The sequence below is a fragment of the Ruegeria sp. CI8 genome (assembly GCF_056536865.1).
Map to the genome: position 1 here is coordinate 1,684,608 of NZ_JBQFQL010000001.1, position 22,271 is coordinate 1,706,878.

Below are 22,271 nucleotides of genomic sequence, written 5' to 3' on the forward strand. Positions count from 1 at the left end.
TCGGGGTGGTGCGCCACAACTGACATGGCGCGCCACAGCTGCATTCATCTTCAATGTATGCAAATAATCGCGCGCATGCAGCATTTTTCGCTGCATTGCGGCAAAAAGGCGCCTACCGCCCAATATACGCCGGTTTTCTCGGCGCTTTTCGGGTCAGCCGACGTGGAACAGCGTCGTGAACAAGCGCGGGTCCAGGCTGGTGGATGCAAAAGTCGGCCCCTCGGTCAGAATCGACACCGCATCGTGGCTGTGCAGACTTTCCTGATGGCTGGCAATGACGCGGAAGTCACCCACGTGGTGATCGGCCAGAAGCTCGGCACAGAACAGACGCGCGGCGTCTTCGACAAAGATGGGGTTGGCGGCGTTCAGCTCAGCAAAGGCCTGTTCGTCCTCGCGCTTGACCATCACCTGGGTTTCGGTGGGGACGGCACGGCGGCACAGGGCGATCAGATCCTCGAACCACAGGCAATCGGCGTCACAATCGACCACGACCGAAATGCGAGCCACGGAACGCTGCGAATGCGGCGTCGCAAGCTGTCCGCGCACCGACCGGGCGTGTTCGCTGAGTTCCAGCGAGCATGGGCAGGTCGAAGAATAGACATAGTCGAGATGCATGATCTTCTGCCGCACCCCGCCCTGTTCGACCAGTTCAAGCGCGATGTCGTAATACTGATATCCCTCAAGCCCCGAACGCAGGCTTTTGACCCGATCGGGATAGGAGAAGCGCATCTGAAGCCTTGCATCGAAACTGTCGAGGTCGGTCAGATAATCGCTCAGGGCGGATTCCATCACCTCGAAACTGAACGTACGCTCGGCATGCTTGTAGAAGGACCGCATGATCCGGGACATGTTGATGCCCTTTTTCTCGGCCTCGAGGCTGACGGTGCCCGTGACCGAGGTTTCCAGCGTTAGGTCCGGACCGTTCTTGCTGTGAAACCGGATCGGCAGGCGGAAATTCGAGATGCCCACATGCTGGATCTGCTGTTTCGCACCGCGGATCAGGCTGGACGGGCCGTTCTGGAGATCGGGCAACGCGGATTTGTAGGCTTCGTCGACTTTGAAGTCTTCGGGGTATTCACGTGACATCGAAGGGTAGTTGTCCGGCATCAACCCGGGCACCAAGCGCGCCACGGCTGGATCAAGCTGGCTGATCTCGGCCTCGCTGGCGCCCTTTGCCCATTTCCGCAGGACCTTGAGAGCCTCAGCGGCCTCGTCCCGATCAGGTTTTTCGTCAATGTCGCGCGAATGAATGTTCATCGGCTGCGTATCCTCGGTGTGTCGTCAGGTCATCTCTGACTGCGGCGGAAACCGCAGTGTAACCCAATACGGTTGAGATAGCAGCCCGGATCGAAAAAACCATCGCAAAACCGCCATTTCCGAACGGATTGCGCCCTTTTACCCGGGCGACATTGCGCGGTTGCCGATGTGTTCAACGGCGCGTGTCCGCCGTCACACCGCAGCAGCCGACAATGCTTGCCGGATATCTTCCAGCAGATCATCGGCATCCTCGAGCCCGACAGAAAAGCGGATCAAACCGGGCGTGATCCCCAATTCGTCTTTCTGCGCATCGCTCAACCGCTGGTGCGTGGTCGTTGCGGGATGGGTTGCGATCGACTTGGCGTCGCCCAGGTTGTTCGAAATCACCGGGATCGTCAGCGCGTTCAGGAACCGGAAGGCCGCGTCCTTGCCCCCCTTGATGTCCAGCGACAGGACCGTACCGCCCTTGCCCCCCAGCTGGCTCTGCACCAGAGCGTTCTGGGCATGAGATGTCAGGCCCGGATACATGATCCGCTCCAGCGCCTCATGGCCTTCCAGCGCCTCGGCCAGTTTCTGCGCCGTCTCGGCCTGGGCATTGACCCGCAGGGCCAACGTTTCCAGCCCCTTGAGCATGATCCAGGCGCTGAACGGGCTGAGTGCACCGCCCGTGTGTTTGAGGTAAGGCTCGACCGTTCCGCGAATGAATTCCTTGGTGCCCAGGATCACGCCGCCCAGCGCGCGTCCCTGCCCGTCGATATGCTTGGTGGCCGAGTAAACCACCACATCCGCGCCCTGCGCGATCGCTTGCGAGAACACCGGGGTCGAGAACACGTTGTCGACGATCACGGTGGCCCCCACCGCATGGGCCAGTTCTGCCACCGCGCGAATGTCGATGACTTCGAGCGTGGGGTTCGACATGGATTCGAAGAACACGGCCTTGGTGTCGGGCCGGATCGCGGCCTTCCATTGGTCCATGTCCGTACCGTCGACAAAGGTCACCTCGACACCATAGCGGGTCAGGATATTCTCCAGAATGTACAGGCACGACCCGAACAGGGCCTTGGCCGAAACCACGTGATCGCCCGCCTTCAGCATCGAGGTCAGCGCCCCGTTCACGGCCGCCATACCGGACGCCGTCGCAAAACCATCCTCGGCCCCCTCAAGCGCAGCGATGCGCTGTTCGAACATCGCAACCGTCGGGTTGCCATAACGGGCATAGATGAACTCGTCCGGGCCAGTCTCGATGAACCGAGCTTCGGCCTGCTCGGCGGTGTCGTAGACAAACCCCTGCGTCAGGAAAATCGCCTCGCTGACTTCGTTGTACTGGCTGCGACGGATACCGCCGTGGACGGCTTGGGTGCGTTTGTTCCAGCTTTCGCTCATGTCTTTACCTTTCGGCCCCAAAACCCGAGGGCAAATCAAAAAAACCCCATACGCGGTCAAGCGAAAGGGGTCTTTCATCCTGACCTTTTAGCGGTGTTGTTTAGCGTGGCCCGCAATCCGGTAACAAATCGCCACGTGGTTTCTGGATTGCGCATACGCCTCGGGCGCGCGGGCGTCAAGCCGCGACATCCACCGCGCACTTGCCCTTTGCGGCGAATGGCTCATGATCGTCTCGCAACACGGAGGCCCCATGACACACCCGATCGACCTGTATTTCTGGCCCACGCCAAATGGCTGGAAAGTATCCATTGCCCTTGAAGAGATGGGGCTGCCCTACCAGACTCACCTCATAAACATCGGCAAAGGCGATCAGTTCGCGCCCGAGTTTCTGAATTTCTCGCCCAACAACCGGATGCCTGCGATCGTCGACCCAGACGGCCCGGATGGCGCACCGATCTCGGTTTTCGAAAGCGGCGCGATCCTGATGTACCTTGCCCGCAAGACCGGCCAGTTCTACGGGTCGACCGAGCGTGACCGGATCGCGGTCGAGGAATGGCTGATGTGGCAGATGGGTGGCGTCGGACCGATGGCCGGTCAGGCACACCACTTTCTGAAATATGCCCCCCAGTTGGACCCGCCGCAGGACCTGCCCTATGCCAAGGACCGCTATCGCACCGAGGTTGCGCGCCTGTACGGCGTTCTGGACCGGCGCCTTGCCGACAACGAGTATGTTGCCGGCGACTTCTATTCGATCGCCGATATGTCGATTTGGGGCTGGGCGAGCCTGTGGGAGGGTCAGCAGCAGACGCTGGAGGACAAGCCCCACTTTGCCCGGTGGCTGGAAGCCGTGGGAGCCCGCCCCGGAGTTCAGGCGGGACGTGCCCTGCATGCCGAGCTGCGCGGAGATCATCGCAGCAAAGACGCGCAGAACGTTTTGTTCAAACGGTAGAGTTCACCAAATGCTGAAATTTCAGGCAACTAGGTGCGAATCGCACCTCTTTCTGCATCAAGACCCTGACGACAGTTGAATTGCGCGTTGGCCGTTCTGTAACTACAAGCGGTAACAAGGAGTTAAGGTTTGGCGACATTCAATTTCACGGTTCCGATTTACGGGTTCGACCAATGGACCGGCGCATCGACGAACAACACTGTCGGCTATCCTGTCGGAACGACCTTTTCCTTGAATGCCGGTGCCGCACTGACCGTGATCAACGTCGAGGATGACGACGGCACGGCCAGCCAGCTGTTTTCGGACGGTTACATCGACACGCCCGGAGACGGGTCGTCGCCCAGTACGGCCAACAACGACCAGGTTTTGAGCCAGGCGGTGACGATCAACGGACAGACCTTTCAGCCCGGCGATCAGGTCGAGCTTGAGTTCGGTTTTACGACAACCTCCGGCGACACGTTCTGGGTCATTCGCATCGACGGTGTGAATGTCGGCATCAGCGGTCCCGTCCTGCCAACGCCCGGTACGACCTAGGAGGTTGCCGGCAGCAGTGATGGTCAGGCATCGCCGATTTCGAATGTCCCATGCTTTACCGCCGGCACACTGATCACTACCAAGAACGGGACAAAAAAGATCGAAGACCTGTCGGTCGGAGATCTGGTTCTGACCTACGCCGGCAGCTATGAACCGATCCGCTGGATCGGGCGCCGTGAGCTGGACAGCGTCGACTTCTCCGCCAATCCGAAACTGGTTCCCATCCGGGTTTCCGCCGGCGCGCTCTGCGCAGGGCTCCCAGCACAGGACCTGGTCGTTTCACCCCAGCACCGCATTCTGGTGCGGTCAAAGATCGCGCAGCGCATGTTCAACACCAACGAGGTGCTGGTTTCGGCCAAGTCGCTGCTGCCGCTGGACGGCATTGACCGGGTCTGTGCCACGGAGTCCGTTTGCTATTTCCACCTTCTTTTCGACACGCATCAGGTCATCTTTGCCAACGACACCCCAAGCGAAAGCCTCTTCGCCGGTCCCCAAGCGCTGAAATCCATCCCCGAGGCGGCTCGCGCCGAGATATTGGCCCTGTTCCCCGAGCTTGAGGACCCCGGCTTTGAACCGCGGCCAGCCGCCCTGATTCCAAAAGGTCACAAGCAGCGCGGTCTGATTTCGCGTCACCTCAAGAACGGTCAGGCGCTGTTGGCCTGATCGTCATTGGGTTTTTTCTGACCCGGGCCGGATTGTGCGCGAGCTACCGTCAGGTCTTTCGGCAGACGAACGTGGTTGCTGACAGTGGCATCGTCATGCCCTGCGGACCAAAGACGCGCTTCAATTCAGAGAACATCCGCGCCGCCAAGTCCGTGGGATCCACGCCGCCGCGCTCTCGTACTTCATCGACCAACGGGTTTCCAAAAACCAGAGCGTGGGCAAAGGCTTCCGGGTTGACGATGGTCTTCGTCAACCGGATCGTTTCGTGTTCGATATCCGTCCAGCCTGCGGCCCTCAGATCAGCCCGGACAGCCTCGGGGTCACCATAGTGAAACGGTACCTTGTAGAATCCCGGCGGATCCTGCGGAAAGAAATGCGCCCCCACATCGTGCGCGACTTGCGAGAACGGGTTTTCGGACATCGGGCTCCACACGTTGAAAACATAGCGCCCACCCGGTCTGAGCACCCGCGCCGCCTCATGGAACGAAGCGGGTTTGTCGGGAAAGAACATGACCCCGAACTGGCAGGTAATCAGGTCGAACGCGCCGTCTTCGAACGGTAGATCCATCGCGTTGACGACCGCGAACTCGACGTTGTCCGCCGCCGAGAATTTGGCCTTTGCAACCTCCAGCATGGGCGCGTTCAGGTCCGAGATCAGAACTTGGGCCTCGCTCGGCAGCACATCGCACAGCTTGCGGCTCAGGATCCCCGTACCCGCGGCCAGTTCAATGGCCTTGGCCACCGGCTCTTCGGCGCAACGGGCGGCAAGTCTGTCTGCGTAGTCAGTGAAGATATTCGGGCCCAACCCCGCGTCGTAATGACTTGGAATATTGCCCACGAAACCAGCCGAATTTGTTGACATCTGCGCTCCCCCCCCGGCAACCGCATGATGCAAAAGACTAGCCGAAATTGCGCGTTTTGGCGAACTCATTGTGCTCTGCAGTCGGCTGGGGCCGGTAGGCATCCGCCCCGTCACCCCGCACCAGCAGGTCCAGCATGCCCGATATGTCCTCGATCTCCTCCGCGATCACATGGGTCACCGCATGGGCCCGCTGCATCCGCCCGGTTACCCGCAGCAACCGCCCCGAGATCACCGCTCGGCGGAACCGCTCATAGATCTTGCGCCAGACAATCACGTTCACGATGCCGGTCTCGTCTTCGAGCGTGATGAAGATCACCCCTTTGGCCGTACCAGGCCGCTGCCGCAGGATCACCAATCCCGCCACAGCAACCCGCGCACCCTCGGGCGGGTCGTCCAGTCGGTTGGCTGGAAGGCAAGCCGGTGGTCTGGGCCATGGGCGGCCCGAACTGGGCTGTGGTGTCGATGCGATACGCATAAGAACAAAAATAGAACAAATGCCCTGAATGTCCAGATGCAGGGGACCGAAACCACAGCCAGAAAGGTCATGCGCTACGCGCGACCGCAGCGCAGACAAGGGTCACTTGGCGTCATGCGCGTTGAACGTGGCCAAACCTTCCCGCAGAACCGCCTTGGCCTTGGCCAGGTCATCCCCGTCCAACGCATCCAGCGCCCGCAAAACGTCACTGCGCAACCGCAGAGCCTTGGGGCCCGGTGCTCCGACCGGATGAAGCTCATCGTCATTCGCTGCTGCCAATGCACCATGGCTGATCCCGTCGATCACCTCCACGATTTTCGCCTGGCTTTCGCCAAACCACGCGGCAATGTCATGCTCGGCATCGCCCCGCTCGTTCATCCCAACCACAATCTTTGCGTCCTGAACCGTCAACGGCATCTGCTCACTCCCTTATCAAATCACGGTCACACGACCAGAACACAAATCCATGCACGCAACAATCGAAACCGTTATCCGCGCCTCAACCTTTGATGGAAAAAACCGGCCAAACCATTCGGTTGCGGCGCGAACGCGTGGAATTTGGGCGACAATGACGGACCGTTTGCCCGATCACGCCCCGATTGGTCGCAAATGGCACTGGAAAGACCTAAATCCCTTGACTAATGAGGAACCTGAACACCGCAGAAGGAAGACGCGAGCAATGGCAAAGATCACCTATGTCGAGCATGGCGGCACCGAACACACAGTCGAGGTCGCCAACGGCCTGACCGTCATGGAAGGCGCCCGTGACAACAACATTCCCGGCATCGAGGCCGATTGCGGCGGCGCCTGCGCTTGCTCGACCTGTCACGTCTACATCCATCCCGATTGGGTCGAGAAACTGCCTGCCAAGGACGACATGGAAGAAGACATGCTGGACTTCGCCTACGAGCCCGACCCGGCCCGTTCGCGTCTGACCTGCCAGATCAAGGTGACTGACGAACTGGACGGGCTGGTCGTCCAGATGCCGGAAAAGCAGATCTGATGCGACGGCGCATGTCCCGCTCGTCCGGCGGCATGCGCTGCGGCTTCAAAGCGCCGCGTCCGGCGGTGCGCTTTTGGCCGTGCCACGTACGCGGCGCGCTGATGGCTGTGTGCCTGTGGCTGGCGGGTCCAGCCTTGGCCGCCGAAACCATTGTGACCGCCCGCTACACGGATCCGACCACCCGCTATCCCCACGGCGTTCTGGGTGACCAGATCGAATGGGGTTCGATTGAACTCACGCTTTCAGATGGTAAACACCGCAGCTTCACGCTGCCCGATCATCTGGTCTTCGAAGACCTAGCGCCCCGCGTGATCGACGTCACGGGCGACGGGCTTCCAGAAGTCATCGCGGTGGAGAGTGGCGCGCAGCACGGCGCGCGTCTTGCCATCTACGGCCCGCACGGCCGCATGGCGGCGACACCGCATATCGGCACCCGTTTCCGCTGGCTGGCTCCGGTCGGAGCGGCAGACCTGAATGGCGACGGGCATATTGAAATTGCCTATGTCGACCGCCCTCACCTGGCCAAGACCCTGCGCATCTGGCGCTTCTCAGACGGCCGACTGACGGAAATCGCCGCGCTCCCCGGCCTGACCAATCACCGGATCGGAGAGGATTTCATTTCAGGCGGGCTTCGCTCCTGCGACGGCCAGCCTGAGTTGATCGTCGCCAGCGCCGATTGGCGCCGGATCATTGCCGTCCGCTACGATGGCGGCTGGCAAACCCAGGATCTTGGCCCGTTGAAAAACCGACAAGCCCTTATAAGCGCGCTGAACTGCTGATCCGGGGTTCATCTGGTCAAGAAATCCCGAGGTGAGGCCGTCGGCCGAGGTCCCCCGTTCCCTGCAGGCCGTCAAACGTCAAAGCGCCCGCCAACCGATATCGCGGCGATAGAAGCCGCCCGGCCAATCGATGGCCTCGACCATCGCATAAGCGTTGTCACGCGCCTCCTGCAGTGTTGCTCCGCGCGCCGTCACGTTCAGAACCCGGCCCCCTGAGGCCACAATCTGCCCGTCCTGCGCTTTGGTGCCTGCGTGAAAAACCATATGGCTGCTGTCCTCGGGCAAGTCATCCAGCCCGTTGATCACGCTGCCTTTTTCATACGCCCCGGGATAGCCCAGCGCGGCCATCACTACGGTCAATGCGTGATCGTCGGCCCAATTGACCCGCACCTCGCCCAGCCGTCCCTCGGCCGCCGCATGCATCAGGTCCAGCGCCTGCGCCCCCAACCGCATCATCAGCACCTGGCATTCCGGATCGCCAAAGCGCACGTTGTATTCCACCAGCCGCGGTTGTCCGTCCTTGATCATCAGACCGGCATACAGCACCCCCTGAAACGGCGTGCCGCGCCGTTTCATCTCGGCCATCGTCGGGCGCACGATCTGTTCCATCGCTCGCTCCTCAATCTCAGAGCTCAGAACCGGTGCCGGAGAATAGGCGCCCATGCCGCCGGTGTTCAGGCCGGTATCACCTTCGCCCACGCGCTTGTGGTCCTGCGCGGTGCCGACCGACAGGATGTTCTCGCCGTCGCACAGCACGAACAGCGAGGCTTCTTCACCGTCCATGAACTCCTCAATCACCACCTCAGCCCCGGCCCCGCCGAAGGCGCCGCCGAACATGTCGTCCACGGCCTCCAGCGCGGTCGCCTCGTCCGTCGCCACGATCACGCCCTTGCCCGCGGCCAGACCGTCGGCCTTAACCACGATCGGCGCACCCTGCTGGCGAATATAGGCCTTGGCGGGCTCGGCCTCGGTAAACCGGGCATAGGCCGCGGTGGGCGCACCGGCCGCATCGCAGATTTCCTTGGTGAAACTTTTCGAGGCCTCCAGCCGCGCCGCCTCGGCCGAGGGGCCGAACACCAGGATGCCCGCCTCGCGCAGCCGGTCGGCCACCCCGGCAGCCAGGGGCGCTTCCGGCCCAACGATCACGAAATCAATCGCGTTTTCCTCGGCAAAACTGACCACCGCGCCGCCATTCTCTATATCCAGCGCCGCGCAATCGGCGATCTGCGCGATCCCGGCATTGCCCGGCGCCACGATCAGGCGGTCGCATTTGGGGTTCTGCATCACCGCCCAGGCCAGGCTGTGTTCGCGCCCGCCGCTGCCGAGAATGAGGATGTTCATGAAAGTCTCCGATCTGCTTGGCCTTGCCTGCGCGGCGTTCTAAGCTGCGCGAGCTATCGAAACAAGGCGCTGAAATGTCCGACCTGCTTGACGATCCGATTCCCGGCCAGAATACCGCCGAATACTCCGTGTCCGAGATCTCGGGCGAGGTGAAACGCACGCTGGAAGGCACATTTGGCCGAATCCGCGTACGGGGCGAGGTCGGGCGTGTGTTCAAGGCGCGCTCGGGGCATTTGTACTATGACATCAAGGACGACCGGAACGTGCTGGCCTGCACCACCTGGAAGGGCCAGATAGCGGGCCTGTCGGTGGTGCCGGAAGAGGGGCTCGAAGTCGTCGTCACGGGCCGCCTCACAGCTTTTGGCGCGCAGTCGAAATACAACCTGAACGTCGACGAGGTGGCCGTAGCCGGGCAAGGCGCGCTGATGGCGCTGCTGGAAAAACGCAAGAAACAGCTCGAATCCGAAGGGCTCTTCGCGCCCGAGCGCAAGCAGCTCCTGCCCTTCCTGCCTCAGATCATCGGCGTCGTCACCTCGCCCTCGGGCGCGGTGATCCGCGACATCCTGCACCGCCTGCGCGACCGTTTCCCGCGCAAGGTGCTGATCTGGCCCGTGGCCGTGCAGGGCGCCAATTGCGCGTCCGAGGTCGCCAACGCCATTCAGGGCTTCAACCGCCTGACACCCGGCGGCGCGCTGCCCCGCCCCGATCTGATCATCGTCGCCCGCGGTGGCGGCTCGATCGAGGATCTGTGGGGATTCAATGAGGAAATCGTCGCCCGCGCCGCCGCCGAGTCCGAGATTCCGCTGATCTCGGCCGTGGGGCACGAAACCGACACCACATTGATCGACTATGTCTCGGACCGCCGTGCGCCCACCCCCACCGCCGCCGCCGAACTGGCGGTTCCCGTGCGGATGGAACTGCTGGCCTGGACCGGCGAACAGGGCGCGCGTCTGTCCCGCGCAGCCACCGACGCCGTGCAGCGCCGGGCCCAACGCCTGCGCGATCTGTCGCGCGCCCTGCCGCGCCCCGAGACCCTACTGGATGGTCCGCGCCAGCGACTGGACCTGATTGCCGATCGTCTAGCCCCAGCGTTGCAACGCGGTGTGCAAAACCGCCGCCTGCAGGTGGTGGAACTGTCCGGGCACCTGCGCCCGTCAACGCTGCGCAACCTCGTGGCCGCGCGGCGGGACACGCTGCACAACCTGTCCTCGCGTCTCTCGATCCGCCCGATCCAACGCGACATTCAGCAGCAGCGCGACCGAGTCAACCAACTGGCCCAGCGCATGACGGCCGCGCAGACCCTGCGGGTGGACCGGCTCCGCCAGCAACTGGATGCGACCGACCGGTTGCGCGAGACGCTCAGCTACAAAGCCACGATTCAACGCGGCTACGCCGTGGTGCATTCCGAAAGCGGCGTGGTCACCACAAAGGCGCAAGCCAGCAAGCACGCTGCACTGACCATCGAGTTTGCCGATGGAGAATTGAAGACCGCACCGCTGTCCGGGACGACCCCGACCGCCAAGAAACCGTCCAAGCCACCAGCCCCGGATCAAGGGTCGCTGTTCTGACGAAGGCCAATGTTCAGACGCCGACCTCGGGCCCGTAACAGATCATATCTTCGTCGACGTCGGCTGCTTCGTACAGTTCGGTGGCTTCGGGGTTGCCCTCGAACTGCGCGATTAGTCCCTGGGACGAGCGGTTAAAGACCCAGCATTGCGGGTCGGGGCGATCTTCGTAAACAAAGCAAATCTGGCCGTTCTGTTCGTACCAGATGCCCTCCTTGCAGTCGCCATCCAAAAACGACCAGACCACGCGCCGGTTGGGCAAGTACCGTTCGACGCCATAGGTCGTTCCACCGAAGCCGTAGAACAGGGTTTTGCCGCGTGTATAGGCGTCAAATTCTGCCCCTGACAAAGACTGCGCGACGACCGGCTGGGCCAGCAAAGATCCGAGAATCAACGAACGTATCCACATCGTTTCATTCTGGCAGATGCCACGGCCGCGCGCCAATCTTGGAACGCCCTGCCCCAACGTTATGGGTTGAGCGTAAACTCAGTTCGCGGCGACACTGCATTGCATCGGTGCCATCGGAAGGCAGGACATGACGATACTCGTACTCGCAGCGCTGGCCTGTGCCCTGGCCTACCTGGCCCTGACGGCCCGTCCGGCCAGCCTGTTACGCACGGCGTTGAAAACCGCCAGCGTCGCCCTGCTGGCGGTCGAGGCGGCGGTGCAGTCCGGCCCTCTGCTTCTGATCCTCGCGCTGTCTCTCTGCGCCTTCGGCGACGCCCTTCTGTCGCGCGAAACCGACGGCACCTTCATGGCAGGCATCGGGACGTTCGCCGCCGGGCATCTGGTATACATCGCCTTGTTCCTGACCCATCCGGCAAGCGACACCGACCTGATCCTGGACAAACCCGGATACGCCTGGACGCTGGTCATTCTGGGCATCGTGATGGCCACGCTGCTGGCCCAGCGGGCCGGTGATCTGCGCGGACCGGTCCTGGCCTATATCCCGATCATTCTGGGCATGGGCATCACCGTTCTGGCCCTGCCCGAGGCCGGAGCGCTGCGATGGGCGCTGCCGGCCGCGATGGCCTTCATCGCCTCGGACCTGATCCTGGCAACCGAAAGGTTCCTGCTGCCGTCCGGCCACCCGGCCCTGCGGCTGGCCCCCTATCTGGTCTGGCCGCTCTACTGGGGCGCGCAGTTCGGCTTTTTCCTGGCCTTCACCTGACCCTTTGCAACTGCCGCCATTCCGCATTAGGTGAAGGGAACACCTGCGGAGACCAAGATGGCGTTTTTTACCAAGCTCAAGGACCGGCTGTTCAAATCCTCGTCCCGCCTCGAACAGGGGCTTGAGGCAATCGTCGAGGACGGCGGCGAAGAAACCACCGCCCCTGACCCGGTGATCCCCCAGCCCGAGCCCGAGCCGCAACCCGTCCCGGAAATCCCCGAACCCGCGCCCACACCGCAACCGGTCGAGACACCTTCGCCAGAGCCTGCCGACCCAACGCCCGCCCCGCCTCCGCCGGAACTGCCGGATCAGCCCCAGTCCAAGGGCCTGATCGGGCGTCTCTTCGGTCACGGCGATGCCGGGCCGGTGGTGCGCCGCACGCTGGACGACGACATGCTCGAACAGCTCGAGGAACTGCTGATCGCCTCGGACATGGGTGTCGACACTGCCCTGCGCGTCACCGCCAACATGGCCGAGGGGCGCTATGGCCGCAAACTCTCGACCCCGGAAATCAAGCAACTGCTGGCGCAGGAAATCGCCCGCGTGATGGAGCCGGTCGCCAAACCGATGCCCCTCTACCCCAAGCGCCCGCAGGTGGTGCTGGTGGTGGGCGTCAACGGCTCGGGCAAGACGACGACCATCGGCAAGCTGGCCAGCCAGTTCAAGGCAGCAGGCAAAAAGGTGGTTATCGCAGCGGGCGACACCTTCCGCGCAGCCGCCGTGGAACAGCTGCAGGTCTGGGGCGACCGCGCCGGAGTTCCAGTCCTGACCGCGCCCGAAGGCTCCGACCCCGCCTCGCTTGCCTTCGACGCCCTGACCAAGGCACAGGCCGAAGGCGCCGACCTGCTGATGATCGACACAGCCGGCCGCCTGCAGAACCGCGCCGACCTGATGGAGGAATTGGCCAAGATCGTCCGCGTCATCCGCAAGATCGACGAAACCGCCCCGCACAACACCCTGCTGGTGCTCGACGCCACCACCGGCCAGAACGCGCTCAGCCAAGTGGAAACCTTCCGCAAGCTGGCTGATGTCTCGGGGCTTGTCATGACCAAGCTAGACGGCACCGCCAAGGGCGGCGTGCTGGTGGCGCTGGCCGACAAGTTTGGCCTGCCGATCCACGCCATCGGAGTCGGCGAACAGATCGACGATCTGGCCCCCTTCGACCCCGAGGAATTCGCCGCCGCCCTGACCGGCCTCGACAGCAACTGACCTTCATCTGGCCCCAAATATTCTCGGGGGTCTGGGGGTGGAAAATCCCCAGATTCTCCACCAGCGAAAGACCCGCAGCGTGAGCGACTGGCTGATCTCTCTCGAAGGCACCGAGGCCGGGCACAGGCTGGCCCTTGGCCTCGCCCTGATGGCGGCCTTTCTGCATGCGGTGTTCGGCGCGCTGCAGAAGGGTCGGCACGACCCCTGGCTGTCGCGCGGCGCGATCGACGCCTGCTATTGCCTGATGGCCGCACCCTTTGCGTTCTTCGTCGTGCCCTGGCCCGAACCTTTCATGTGGCCGATATTCGCCGTGGTCTGGCTGATCCATGTCGCCTACAAGACGCTGCAGGCGATGGCCTATACCAAGGGGTCCTACACCGTGGTTTACCCGGTGGTGCGTGGCACCGGCCCGCTGTTCACCGTCATCGGCGCCTATCTTCTGTTCAACGAAACCTTCTCGCCCACCCAATGGCTGGGCGTTGCCGTGCTGCTGACCGGCATCTTCGGGCTGGCCGCCTACAATTTCCGCTTCCTGGAAACCAACCGCGAGACTTTAGGCATCGCATTGGCCCTTGCGGTTGCAACCGGCCTCTTCGTGGCGCTCTACACCACGTATGACGCCTACGGCATCCGCGCCACGGCCGATCCGTTCACCTTTCTGGCCTGGTTCTTCATGATCGACGGGGCGACAATGCCGATCTACGCCTTCCTGCGCTGGCGGGCGATGGTTCACCGCCCGGCAATCGGGCCGTTGATGCTGCGGGGGCTTGCAGGCGGGCTTATCGCCCCCATGTCTTTCGGAGCGATCATGCTGGCCACCCGGCTGGACAAGGTCGGCGAAGCCGCGGTGCTGCGCGAAACCTCGACCGTCTTTGCCGCCTTGATCGGCTGGCTGGCCCTGAAAGAGACCGTGGGGCCTCGGCGCATAATCCTGATGGCATTGATTGCATTGGGCGCGGTAATAGTTGAAATGGGCGGGTGAACAGCAGGACGACAGGCATGGCAGACAAGAAAGAGATCAATCCGTTTCTGAAACAGGTGCTGGAACTGGGACCACCGCTGGCCTTCTTCTTCATCTACCTGCGCCTGCGCGACGACAGCTTTCTGATCGGCGGCACCGAATATTCCGGCTTCATCGTGGCCACCATCATTTTCGTTCCGCTGATGCTGGGGGCGATGGGCGTCCTGTGGTATCTGACCGGCAAGCTCAGCCGGATGCAGATCTTCACCGCCATCATGGTCATCTTCTTCGGTGGCCTGACCGCCTGGTTCAACGACGAGCGGTTCTTCAAGATGAAAACCACGCTGGTCTACGGGTTCTTCTCGCTGATGCTGGGCATCGGCCTGCTGCAAGGCAAATCCTACCTCGCCTATGTGCTGGACGAAATGCTGCCCATGCGCCACGAGGGCTGGATGATCCTGACCCGCCGCCTTTGCGCCTGTTTCGCAGTGCTGGCGGTGGCCAATGAACTGGTCTGGCGCACCCTGTCCACCGATTTGTGGGTCAAGATCGAAACCTTTGGCTTTCCGATTGCCTTGATGGGGTTCCTGATGCTGCAATTCAGCATCCTGCAAAGCTATATGGACGATCCGGACAAGCAGTAATGCGTCCCTGACACGGGCCGGCGGACCTTGGGGAAACCTTAGGAAAACCGGATAAAATCCTTGGCTTAGCTCCAAAGCTGTGGAAAGCTGGGAAACCACCCACACCACTCATCCGGAGAACCGTGTCTTCCATGACCGCCTTTCCGAACAGCGGGTTCCTGTCCGAAGCTTCAGACCGGCTTCGTGATATGCTCTCTGCGCTAGCCACTTCTGTCTCGCTGGACCGCGGCGAGGTCTTGTTCGAACAAGGCGACGAGGGGGACGCCCTCTATGCCTTGCTGGAAGGCGCTTTGGAGGTGTCCTTCCTGGCCATGAGCGGGCGCAAGTTGGCGCTCAGCCTGATGCGCCCGGGCGAAGTGTTCGGCGAAATCGCCCTCTTCGACAGCGGCCCGCGCACCGCCACCATCACCGCAGCCGAGCCGTCGCGTGTACTGCGCGTGCGCCGCAAGGATCTGATGGAACAAATCCGCAAGCACCCCGAACTGGCCGAGGACATGATCCGGCTGGCCGGACTGCGCATGCGCTGGATGGGGGCGCAGTTGAACGAGCAGGTATTCCTGCCGATGCCTGTGCGACTTGCGCGAAAGCTTCTGCTTCTGGCCAACCAGCAGGACGCGCCGTCCGAACGCATCGCCCTGTCGCAGAGCGAGCTAGCGGAATTCGTCGGCGCGACGCGCGAGGCGGTATCCAAGACGATCTCGACGTGGAAACGCTCGAACGTGGTCGAGGCTTCGCGCGGTGGGCTGCAGATCCACGACTTTGACGCCCTGCGCCAACTCGCCGAATCCGATCTGATCTGACCTGCTGCCCGGAAAATGACCCGGATGTGATCCGCTTCACATACAACGGGATTCGCTTCTATTAGGTAATGAATTGTTACCGTAGGGTGCCAGAGTATCATCCCCGATATCTGTCCACTGGCATCTCCCTGCACCAGAGCCACGCGCCTCCCCGGCGTGTGGCTCTTTTGATTCATGCAGCCAAAACGAAAATCGGCCGGAGCATCTGCCCCGGCCGATCATGTTGACCAAACTGGCTGCCCTACTCTTCGAGGCTCAGCGCGACGAAGCGCGGATCGCCACCGCGGCGCACCAGCAGCAGCAGCGACTTGCGCCCTGCCTCCCGAGCCTCGTCCATCCGATCCTCGAGATCGGAGATCGACGACACTTTCTGCTGACCAGCCTCGGTGATCAGGTCGCCTGCCCGCAGGCCCTTGGCGTAGGCTTCGGAGGCCTCATCCACATCCGTCACAACCAGACCATCTGCGTCCGCGTCCAGACCCAGATCTTCGCGCAACGTGTCGGTCAGCGGCGAAATCGTCAGGCCAAGGATGTCTGCATTCTCGTCCAGCGGCGCCTCTTCCGCACCATCATCATCGCCGGTTTCCGCACGCTCGGCATCCTCGCGACGCCCAAGAGTGACAAGCACGGTCTGAGTGCTGCCGTCCCGCTGAACAACCACGCGCACGGACTTGCCGACCGGTGTCTCACCGACCTGCCGCACCAATCCGCGCGTGTCCTTCACCTCGACACCATCAAAGCTGAGAATCACATCCCCTGCGAGCAGACCCGCTTCTTTGGCAGGGCCGTCCGGCACATCGCTGATCAGCGCGCCGCCCGGCTTGTCCAGGCCCATCGCCTCGGCCATATCCTCGGTCACGTCCTGAATGCGGACACCCAGCCAGCCGCGGCGGGTTTCGCCGAATTCCCGCAACTGATCGACAACCTTGGACACCACGTTCGACGCCATCGAGAACCCGATACCGATCGACCCGCCATTCGGCGACAAGATCGCGGTGTTCACACCGATTACCTGACCGTCCATGTTGAACAGAGGACCGCCCGAGTTGCCCCGGTTGATGGCCGCGTCCGTCTGGATATAGTCGTCATAGGAACCGCTGAGCTCGCGATTGCGCGCCGACACGATCCCGGCAGATACCGAGAACCCCTGGCCCAGCGGGTTGCCCATAGCAACCACCCAGTCCCCTACAAGCGCTGTGTCGCTGTCGCCGAAAGTGACGTATTTCAGTGGACCCGACGCGTCGACCTTGAGCAACGCGATGTCCGTTTTCTCATCCGTTCCAATGACCTTGGCCGGCAGCTCTTTTACAGGCTGACCATCGCCGGGAAAGAACTCGATCAGAATTTCATCCGCCTCTGCGATGACGTGATTGTTCGTGACGATGTAGCCATCCTCGGAAATCACGAAGCCCGATCCCAACGCATTGCTGCGGCGCGGGCGATTGTCCTGGTCGCCATTGCGGTCCTGAAACTCGCGAAAAAAGTCCTCGAACGGGGACCCTTCGGGAACGATCCCCTGCGCGCCCGACTGCCCCTCGATCAGAGTCGTCGTGGTGATATTGACCACGGCCGGGCTGATCCGGTTGACCAGCGGCGCCAGGCTTTCCTGACGGGCCTGTGCAGCCAACGTCTGGAGCAACAAAAGGGAAACCGCGGCAAAGGCCAGCCACAAAAGCCGCGCCATCGTCACCACATCGTCCCGGCGGACGGATACACTGCGTGCTACTGCCTGCACTTGGTCTCTCCTTGTCGACATTGTTCTGTTGGTGGCTGCCTGAGCAGCTTGCTGGGAAACAATGTAGTCAGTTTGTGACCGCCCGCAACTCGGGAAGTTGAGGAATTCACTGCCAGTTTACTTCAACCGATCAAAACCCCAGCCGATTGGCCGTCCACAACAGGACGAAGCCGCTGACCACACACAGAAGTCCGACCAGTCTGCGGGCCGGTTCGGGGATGCTGCGCAACGCCTCAAGCATCCGCTCCACAAGCGAAGGGGCCAGCGCATAGGCCAGCCCCTCGACGATCAACACCAGCCCGAAGGCCAGCAGGATCATACCCATTACTGGGAGGCCGGCGCGGCGGGCGCCGAACGGCCTTGCGGAGATCCGAGGTAGTTGAAGAACTCGGAATCTGGGCTGAGCACCAGCGAGCTGTTGCCGCCTTTCAGAGCGTTCTCATAGGCCGAAAGCGAGCGGTAGAACTCGAAGAACTCCGGGTCCTTGCCATAAGCTTCCGCAAAGATCGCGTTCCGTTCGGCATCAGCCTCACCGCGAACGATCTCCGCCTCACGGCGGGCCTCGGAGACCAGTTCGACCACGGTCCGGTCAGCCTGGGCACGGATCCGCTGTGCAGCTTCTTCACCGCGCGCCACTTCGTCGGCCGCCTCGCGTTCCCGCTCGGCGCGCATCCGGGCAAAGGTCGCTTCGAGGTTGGCCTGCGGCAGGTCGGTACGTTTCAGGCGAACGTCGATCACCTCAAGGCCCAGATCGCGGGCCTCGGCGATCGCGCCGTTGCGAATGCGCAGCATCAGCGCCGCCCGGTCCGAGCTGAGAATGTCATTCGAGCTTACCGAACCCAGAACCTCGCGGGTTTTGGCGCGCAGGATCGAATCCAGACGCTGCTCCGCTGTGTCGATGCCACCGGCACCCACGGCCTCACGGAACTGCCGCACATCGGTGATCCGATAGCGCGCGAAGGCGTCGACCACCAGGCGGCGGTCATCCAGCGGCGTGACTTCCAGCGGCCCGACCTCGCGGCTTAGAATACGGTCATCGTAGCGCACGACCTCCTGAATGACCGGAATCTTGAAGGCCAGGCCCGGGTCTTCCTTGACGTCGATCACGCGACCGAATTGCAGAACCAGCGCTTTTTCACGCTCGTCCACGATGAAGATCGCTGAGAGGGCGATCACAATAACCACGAAAATGGCAGGTAGGAGAAAGGTTGATTTACGCATGTCTTAGTTCCCCTCACCCGAGTTGCGGCGCAGTTCGTTCAGCGGCAGATAAGGCACGACGCCCTGCCCCTGGCCTGTTGCGCTGTCATCCAAGATGATCTTGTCCACGTCGCCCAGAACCTGCTCCATCCGTTCAAGGTACAGACGTTTGCGGGTCACATCCGGAGCTTTCGAGTATTCTTCGAGAACCGCGCCAAACCGGCTGGCCTCACCCTGAGCTTCGTTCACGACCTGTGCCCGATAGCCTTCGGCCTCTTCCAGCACCTGCGCGGCTTCACCACGCGCGCCGGCCAAAACCCGGTTCGCATAGGCATCGGCCTGCTTCTCCAGCCGGTCGCGTTCCTGTCCAGCCGACTGAACCTCGCGGAAGGCATCCTTTACCGGTTCCGGTGGGTCGGCGCCGTCAAAGTTCACACGGACGATGTTGATACCCGAGTTGTAGCTGTCCAGAGTCGACTGGATCAGTTCCTCAAGCCGTTCGGCGATGATAGCACGGTCGCGGTTCAGGATCGGCGCGAGGTCCGACTGCGCGATGATCTCGCGCATGGCCGACTCAGACACGGCCTGGATAGTTTGTTTCGGGTCGCGCAGGTTGAACAGATAGTCCGCAGGATTCGAGATATTCCAGACCACCTGGAAATCGATATCGACGATATTTTCGTCGCCCGTCAGCATCAGACCGGCGTCCGAACCGCGACCGCCAGATCCGATGGTTTCGGTCTGTTCGACCTTCACCGGGATGACTTCGGCCGTGACGACAGGCCACGGGGCAAAGTTCAGGCCTTCGGTGCCGATTCCGGTAAAGCGACCGAACAGCAGCTCAACCGACTGCTCTTCGGGCTTGACCGTATAGGCGCTGGCAAAACCCCACAGAACCAAGGCGGCAACCCCGCCCAACAGGATCGTGCCCTTGGTAATCGCCGGGCCGCCACCGCCGCCCTGACCGGATCCGTTGCCGCCTCGGCCACCGCCGCCGCGCCCGCCCATCAGCACGCGCAGCTGCTCCTGGCCTTTTTTCATCAACTCGTCGATCTCGGGGATCTGCGGCCCGTCGCCTTCGGGCGGGCGTCGCCCGTCCCCATTGTTTCCCCGGTTTCCTCCGCCACCGGATGAGCCTCCGCCCCCCCAGGGGCCTCCGCTGTTGCCCGCCATGTGTTTCATTTCCCTTGTTTTGGCCCGTGTGCTTACGGGATCACTTGTAACCTGTGTGCGCGCGCTTGCAAATCAAGCGGTACGCACGGGTTGCCGCATGGTTACCAGTTCTTCGGCCATCACCGGATGAACTGCAACCGTGCGATCGAAATCTTCCTTTGTCGCGCCCATTTTGACCGCGATTCCCGCCAACTGGATCATTTCACCCGCGCCGGGGGCGACAATGTGACAGCCCAGCACCTTGCGGGTGGCCTGGCTGACGATCAGCTTCATCAACACCCGTTGCGTGCCGCCCGCGAACGCCTTCTGCATCGGCTTGAACGAGGTCGCGTAAACCTCGATCGGCTCCTGCTCGGCAGCGGCCTCCTCGCTCAGGCCCACGGTGCCCATCTCGGGCTGGGTGAAGATCGCGGTCGGGATCAGTTCATGATCCACCGGGGTGGGGTTGCCCTTGAACACGGTCTCGACAAAGGCCATCCCCTCGCGGATGGCGACCGGCGTCAGGTTCACCCGGTCGGTCACGTCCCCGATGGCATAGATCGAGGGCACCGCGGTCTGGCTGTATTCATCCACGATGATCTGCCCCTTGCGGCCACGTTCGACGCCCAGCGCCTCAAGGCCCAGATCATCCGCATTTGGCGCCCGGCCCGTGGCATACATCACCACATCGAACAGCTGTTCAGACCCGTTGGTCGCCTTGACCCAGATCTTGTCACCCTGTTTTTTCATCTCGAGCACATTGGTGCCCAGATGCACGTCGATCCCGTTTTGGCACATCTCTTCGCAGATCAGCCCGCGCGCCTCGTCGTCGAAACCCCGCAGGATTTGCGCGCCGCGATAAAATTGCGTGGTCTTGACGCCCATGCCGTTCATGATCCCGGCGAATTCACAGGCGATATAGCCGCCGCCGACGATCAGCATGGTCTCGGGCAGCTTCTCAAGGTGGAAGATTTCATTCGAGGTGATGGCCAGATCTGAACCGGGGAATTCCGGCACCACCGGTCGCCCGCCGGTGGCGATCAGGATGTGCTTGGCCGTCTTGCGAGTGCCGTCGGCCAGTTCAACCGTATGCGTGTCGACCAGTTTCGCGCGCTGGTCAAAGGTTTCGACACCGTTGTTCTTGAGGATATTGCGATAGATGCCTTCCAGCCGGTCGAGTTCGGCATGCAGCTTGCCGCGGAACTGCGGCCAGTCGAAAGCGCCTGGCTGAATATCCCAACCATAGGCACGAGCGTCCTCGACCATTCCCGCGTATTCGCTGGCAAACACCATCAGCTTTTTGGGAACGCAGCCACGGATCACGCAGGTTCCGCCATAGCGGTCCTCTTCGGCCAGCGCGACCTTCGCGCCGTTTTCGCCCGCCGCCACACGCGCCGCGCGGACACCGCCCGAGCCGCCTCCAATGACGAAAAGATCATAGTCAAAGCTCATGCCGCGTTCCTTTTGTCAGCCTGCCTGAAATTGCCCTGAGTATTTGGGGGCGTGAATGATCGTGCCAACCCCTTGGCCTGGAAATCGCACACCGCTGTGAAGCCGGGTGCGCGGTTGGCTCAGTCGGCCAGGTCCGAAAACAGGTTGTCGTGTTCGTCGCCCAACCGATCCAGCTCGATCGTACCGCTGTTGAAATCGCGCAGCTCGACCCGGCCGTCGCCGTGGCCGATCACGACCTTGTCGCAGATGTCGATGAACAGCCCGTTTTCGACCACACCCGGTATCTGGTTCAGCACCAAAGCCAGTTGCCTCGGGTTGCCGATGCGTTGCAGGTGCAGGTCGAGTATGTGATTGCCCTCATCCGTCACGGTCGGCGCCTCGCTGTTCATCCGCAGGGTCGCCGAAGTACCCAGCACGTCCATCGTGTCCAGCAACTCCTCAATCAGCGTGCGCGTGGTCTGCCACCCAAAGGGAATGACCTCGACCGGCAGCGGGAACGCGCCCAGCGCCTCGACCTCTTTCCCTGCATCGGCGATCACGATCATCTGGTCGCTGGCCGTTGCCGCGATCTTTTCCTGCAGCAACGCCGCGCCGCCGCCCTTGATCAGGTTCAGCTCGCCGTCGAATTCGTCGGCGCCATCGATCGTCACGTCCAGCCAACCCGCCTGATCCAGCGAAACAACCTCGATCCCGACCTCGCGCGCAAGCTGTGCCGTAGCCGTCGACGTTGGAACGCCTTTGATCCGCAGACCTTCGTCCCGAACCCGCTCTCCCAGACGACGCACCAACCATGCCGCGGTCGATCCGGTACCCAGACCCACGCGCATCCCGTCTTCGACCATCTCGGCCGCGCGATAGGCGGCGACGCTCTTGGCCCGGTCGATGGGTGACAACTCTGCTGTCATTGCGGCTTCCCCTCAGTTCTTTGGGGAACTTATACGGAAAGCCCTGCCCGACTGCGAGGCCCAAAATCCGCGGGACCGGCGCAATAATCGATACACGAATACGCGTTTCCCATCGGAAACGTCGCAATCAAATCTTCAGTGGTCGGCTCGGTTGTGTAAATAAAGCGCATACAGTTTCCCAGCGGTTCGGGCAGTTCAAAACGACCCGGCCGCCAACTCGCCACAAGGCT

General features: G+C 62.1%; 24 protein-coding genes and 1 riboswitch. Of the genes, 11 read left to right on the plus strand and 13 right to left on the minus strand.

The genetic code is table 11. The annotated features are described in order from the left end of the window. Positions 1-153: 153 nt before the first annotated feature. A complete protein-coding gene (gene folE2, locus ACR0DA_RS08290; RefSeq protein WP_170437978.1) occupies positions 154-1,257 on the minus strand; it encodes a GTP cyclohydrolase FolE2 in 1,104 nt (367 codons plus the stop codon). 192 nt (positions 1,258-1,449) lie between these two features. After that, entirely contained in the window at positions 1,450-2,640 is a 1,191-nt protein-coding gene (gene metZ, locus ACR0DA_RS08295) for an O-succinylhomoserine sulfhydrylase (RefSeq protein ID WP_170599402.1), read from the minus strand. A 67-nt stretch (positions 2,641-2,707) separates the two neighbouring features. Beyond that, a riboswitch (SAM riboswitch) is annotated at positions 2,708-2,785 on the minus strand. 105 nt (positions 2,786-2,890) lie between these two features. Between metZ and ACR0DA_RS08300 the strand changes: the two genes are divergently transcribed. From ACR0DA_RS08300 to ACR0DA_RS08310, 3 genes are all read left to right on the plus strand, one after another. Next, positions 2,891-3,589, plus strand: coding sequence for a glutathione S-transferase N-terminal domain-containing protein (locus tag ACR0DA_RS08300; RefSeq protein ID WP_480753576.1), 699 nt, complete (start codon positions 2,891-2,893; stop codon positions 3,587-3,589). A 129-nt stretch (positions 3,590-3,718) separates the two neighbouring features. Next, the gene (locus tag ACR0DA_RS08305) at positions 3,719-4,123 is read left to right on the plus strand and encodes a hypothetical protein (RefSeq protein WP_480753577.1); all 405 of its coding nucleotides are present in this window, start codon (positions 3,719-3,721) and stop codon (positions 4,121-4,123) included. A gap of 36 nt (positions 4,124-4,159) precedes the next feature. After that, positions 4,160-4,786 (plus strand): Hint domain-containing protein, encoded by a 627-nt coding sequence (locus ACR0DA_RS08310; protein WP_480753917.1) that lies wholly within the window; start codon positions 4,160-4,162, stop codon positions 4,784-4,786. A 49-nt stretch (positions 4,787-4,835) separates the two neighbouring features. Here the strand turns inward: ACR0DA_RS08310 and ACR0DA_RS08315 are convergent, their stop codons facing one another. The 3 genes from ACR0DA_RS08315 to ACR0DA_RS08325 all read right to left on the minus strand — a co-directional run bounded on the left by ACR0DA_RS08315 (position 4,836) and on the right by ACR0DA_RS08325 (position 6,540). Continuing rightward, complete coding sequence (locus ACR0DA_RS08315) at positions 4,836-5,648, minus strand: class I SAM-dependent methyltransferase (RefSeq protein ID WP_480753579.1); 813 nt, start codon at positions 5,646-5,648, stop codon at positions 4,836-4,838. 37 nt (positions 5,649-5,685) lie between these two features. After that, the gene (locus tag ACR0DA_RS08320; RefSeq protein WP_254429356.1) at positions 5,686-6,123 is read right to left on the minus strand and encodes an OB-fold nucleic acid binding domain-containing protein; all 438 of its coding nucleotides are present in this window, start codon (positions 6,121-6,123) and stop codon (positions 5,686-5,688) included. Positions 6,124-6,225: 102 nt separating this feature from the next. Next, the gene (locus ACR0DA_RS08325; protein WP_093962513.1) at positions 6,226-6,540 is read right to left on the minus strand and encodes a hypothetical protein; all 315 of its coding nucleotides are present in this window, start codon (positions 6,538-6,540) and stop codon (positions 6,226-6,228) included. A 262-nt stretch (positions 6,541-6,802) separates the two neighbouring features. Here ACR0DA_RS08325 and ACR0DA_RS08330 point away from each other — a divergent pair, with 262 nt between their 5' ends. Together ACR0DA_RS08330 and ACR0DA_RS08335 are read left to right on the plus strand one after the other, a co-directional pair. Continuing rightward, positions 6,803-7,126, plus strand: coding sequence for a 2Fe-2S iron-sulfur cluster-binding protein (locus ACR0DA_RS08330; RefSeq protein ID WP_093962514.1), 324 nt, complete (start codon positions 6,803-6,805; stop codon positions 7,124-7,126). 32 nt (positions 7,127-7,158) lie between these two features. Next, positions 7,159-7,905, plus strand: coding sequence for an FG-GAP repeat domain-containing protein (locus ACR0DA_RS08335; protein ID WP_480753919.1), 747 nt, complete (start codon positions 7,159-7,161; stop codon positions 7,903-7,905). Positions 7,906-7,983: 78 nt separating this feature from the next. Here ACR0DA_RS08335 and purD read toward each other — a convergent pair whose 3' ends face one another. Further along, positions 7,984-9,246 (minus strand): phosphoribosylamine--glycine ligase, encoded by a 1,263-nt coding sequence (gene purD / locus ACR0DA_RS08340; protein WP_480753581.1) that lies wholly within the window; start codon positions 9,244-9,246, stop codon positions 7,984-7,986. Between the two features lie 74 nt (positions 9,247-9,320). Here purD and xseA point away from each other — a divergent pair, with 74 nt between their 5' ends. Further along, on the plus strand, positions 9,321-10,814 hold the full coding sequence (gene xseA / locus ACR0DA_RS08345; protein WP_480753582.1) for an exodeoxyribonuclease VII large subunit: 1,494 nt from the start codon (positions 9,321-9,323) through the stop codon (positions 10,812-10,814). A 13-nt stretch (positions 10,815-10,827) separates the two neighbouring features. Here the strand turns inward: xseA and ACR0DA_RS08350 are convergent, their stop codons facing one another. Further along, positions 10,828-11,220 (minus strand): hypothetical protein, encoded by a 393-nt coding sequence (locus ACR0DA_RS08350; RefSeq protein ID WP_170402237.1) that lies wholly within the window; start codon positions 11,218-11,220, stop codon positions 10,828-10,830. Between the two features lie 127 nt (positions 11,221-11,347). On the opposite strand from ACR0DA_RS08350, the gene ACR0DA_RS08355 reads away from it, so the two are divergent. The 5 genes from ACR0DA_RS08355 to ACR0DA_RS08375 all read left to right on the plus strand — a co-directional run bounded on the left by ACR0DA_RS08355 (position 11,348) and on the right by ACR0DA_RS08375 (position 15,597). Continuing rightward, the gene (locus ACR0DA_RS08355; protein ID WP_480753584.1) at positions 11,348-11,983 is read left to right on the plus strand and encodes a lysoplasmalogenase; all 636 of its coding nucleotides are present in this window, start codon (positions 11,348-11,350) and stop codon (positions 11,981-11,983) included. 57 nt (positions 11,984-12,040) lie between these two features. Beyond that, positions 12,041-13,192 carry a signal recognition particle-docking protein FtsY gene (gene ftsY, locus ACR0DA_RS08360; protein WP_480753585.1) on the plus strand — a complete coding sequence of 384 codons (1,152 nt, stop codon included), beginning with the start codon at positions 12,041-12,043 and terminating at the stop codon, positions 13,190-13,192. 79 nt (positions 13,193-13,271) lie between these two features. Next, on the plus strand, positions 13,272-14,174 hold the full coding sequence (locus ACR0DA_RS08365; protein ID WP_093963009.1) for an EamA family transporter: 903 nt from the start codon (positions 13,272-13,274) through the stop codon (positions 14,172-14,174). 17 nt (positions 14,175-14,191) lie between these two features. Further along, on the plus strand, positions 14,192-14,797 hold the full coding sequence (locus ACR0DA_RS08370) for an inner membrane-spanning protein YciB (protein WP_170338344.1): 606 nt from the start codon (positions 14,192-14,194) through the stop codon (positions 14,795-14,797). Positions 14,798-14,928: 131 nt separating this feature from the next. Continuing rightward, positions 14,929-15,597 (plus strand): Crp/Fnr family transcriptional regulator, encoded by a 669-nt coding sequence (locus ACR0DA_RS08375; protein WP_170337872.1) that lies wholly within the window; start codon positions 14,929-14,931, stop codon positions 15,595-15,597. A 241-nt stretch (positions 15,598-15,838) separates the two neighbouring features. Here ACR0DA_RS08375 and ACR0DA_RS08380 read toward each other — a convergent pair whose 3' ends face one another. From ACR0DA_RS08380 to rpiA, 6 genes are all read right to left on the minus strand, one after another. Beyond that, on the minus strand, positions 15,839-17,332 hold the full coding sequence (locus ACR0DA_RS08380; RefSeq protein ID WP_480753586.1) for a Do family serine endopeptidase: 1,494 nt from the start codon (positions 17,330-17,332) through the stop codon (positions 15,839-15,841). Between the two features lie 130 nt (positions 17,333-17,462). Continuing rightward, a complete protein-coding gene (locus ACR0DA_RS08385; protein WP_093962522.1) occupies positions 17,463-17,657 on the minus strand; it encodes a DUF2065 domain-containing protein in 195 nt (64 codons plus the stop codon). Then, entirely contained in the window at positions 17,657-18,553 is an 897-nt protein-coding gene (gene hflC / locus ACR0DA_RS08390) for a protease modulator HflC (RefSeq protein WP_170338336.1), read from the minus strand. The genes ACR0DA_RS08385 and hflC overlap by 1 nt, the downstream gene beginning before the upstream one ends. Positions 18,554-18,556: 3 nt before the next feature. Next, entirely contained in the window at positions 18,557-19,705 is a 1,149-nt protein-coding gene (gene hflK, locus ACR0DA_RS08395) for an FtsH protease activity modulator HflK (RefSeq protein ID WP_170338334.1), read from the minus strand. 72 nt (positions 19,706-19,777) lie between these two features. Continuing rightward, positions 19,778-21,136: a glutathione-disulfide reductase gene (gor, locus tag ACR0DA_RS08400; RefSeq protein ID WP_480753588.1), complete on the minus strand. Its 1,359-nt coding sequence runs from the start codon at positions 21,134-21,136 to the stop codon at positions 19,778-19,780. A gap of 119 nt (positions 21,137-21,255) precedes the next feature. Continuing rightward, positions 21,256-22,041 (minus strand): ribose-5-phosphate isomerase RpiA, encoded by a 786-nt coding sequence (gene rpiA, locus ACR0DA_RS08405; protein WP_170338330.1) that lies wholly within the window; start codon positions 22,039-22,041, stop codon positions 21,256-21,258. Positions 22,042-22,271: the final 230 nt, after the last annotated feature.

Coding starts and splice junctions, on each gene's coding strand:
- folE2 (WP_170437978.1), bottom strand. CDS start 1,257: ATGAACATTCATTCGCGCGACATTGACGAAAAACCTGATCGGGACGAG.
- metZ (WP_170599402.1), bottom strand. CDS start 2,640: ATGAGCGAAAGCTGGAACAAACGCACCCAAGCCGTCCACGGCGGTATC.
- ACR0DA_RS08300 (WP_480753576.1), top strand. CDS start 2,891: ATGACACACCCGATCGACCTGTATTTCTGGCCCACGCCAAATGGCTGG.
- ACR0DA_RS08315 (WP_480753579.1), bottom strand. CDS start 5,648: ATGTCAACAAATTCGGCTGGTTTCGTGGGCAATATTCCAAGTCATTAC.
- ACR0DA_RS08320 (WP_254429356.1), bottom strand. CDS start 6,123: ATGCGTATCGCATCGACACCACAGCCCAGTTCGGGCCGCCCATGGCCC.
- ACR0DA_RS08325 (WP_093962513.1), bottom strand. CDS start 6,540: ATGCCGTTGACGGTTCAGGACGCAAAGATTGTGGTTGGGATGAACGAG.
- ACR0DA_RS08330 (WP_093962514.1), top strand. CDS start 6,803: ATGGCAAAGATCACCTATGTCGAGCATGGCGGCACCGAACACACAGTC.
- ACR0DA_RS08335 (WP_480753919.1), top strand. CDS start 7,159: ATGCGCTGCGGCTTCAAAGCGCCGCGTCCGGCGGTGCGCTTTTGGCCG.
- purD (WP_480753581.1), bottom strand. CDS start 9,246: ATGAACATCCTCATTCTCGGCAGCGGCGGGCGCGAACACAGCCTGGCC.
- xseA (WP_480753582.1), top strand. CDS start 9,321: ATGTCCGACCTGCTTGACGATCCGATTCCCGGCCAGAATACCGCCGAA.
- ACR0DA_RS08350 (WP_170402237.1), bottom strand. CDS start 11,220: ATGTGGATACGTTCGTTGATTCTCGGATCTTTGCTGGCCCAGCCGGTC.
- ACR0DA_RS08355 (WP_480753584.1), top strand. CDS start 11,348: ATGACGATACTCGTACTCGCAGCGCTGGCCTGTGCCCTGGCCTACCTG.
- ftsY (WP_480753585.1), top strand. CDS start 12,041: ATGGCGTTTTTTACCAAGCTCAAGGACCGGCTGTTCAAATCCTCGTCC.
- ACR0DA_RS08370 (WP_170338344.1), top strand. CDS start 14,192: ATGGCAGACAAGAAAGAGATCAATCCGTTTCTGAAACAGGTGCTGGAA.
- ACR0DA_RS08375 (WP_170337872.1), top strand. CDS start 14,929: ATGACCGCCTTTCCGAACAGCGGGTTCCTGTCCGAAGCTTCAGACCGG.
- ACR0DA_RS08385 (WP_093962522.1), bottom strand. CDS start 17,657: ATGGGTATGATCCTGCTGGCCTTCGGGCTGGTGTTGATCGTCGAGGGG.
- hflC (WP_170338336.1), bottom strand. CDS start 18,553: ATGCGTAAATCAACCTTTCTCCTACCTGCCATTTTCGTGGTTATTGTG.
- hflK (WP_170338334.1), bottom strand. CDS start 19,705: ATGGCGGGCAACAGCGGAGGCCCCTGGGGGGGCGGAGGCTCATCCGGT.
- gor (WP_480753588.1), bottom strand. CDS start 21,136: ATGAGCTTTGACTATGATCTTTTCGTCATTGGAGGCGGCTCGGGCGGT.
- rpiA (WP_170338330.1), bottom strand. CDS start 22,041: ATGACAGCAGAGTTGTCACCCATCGACCGGGCCAAGAGCGTCGCCGCC.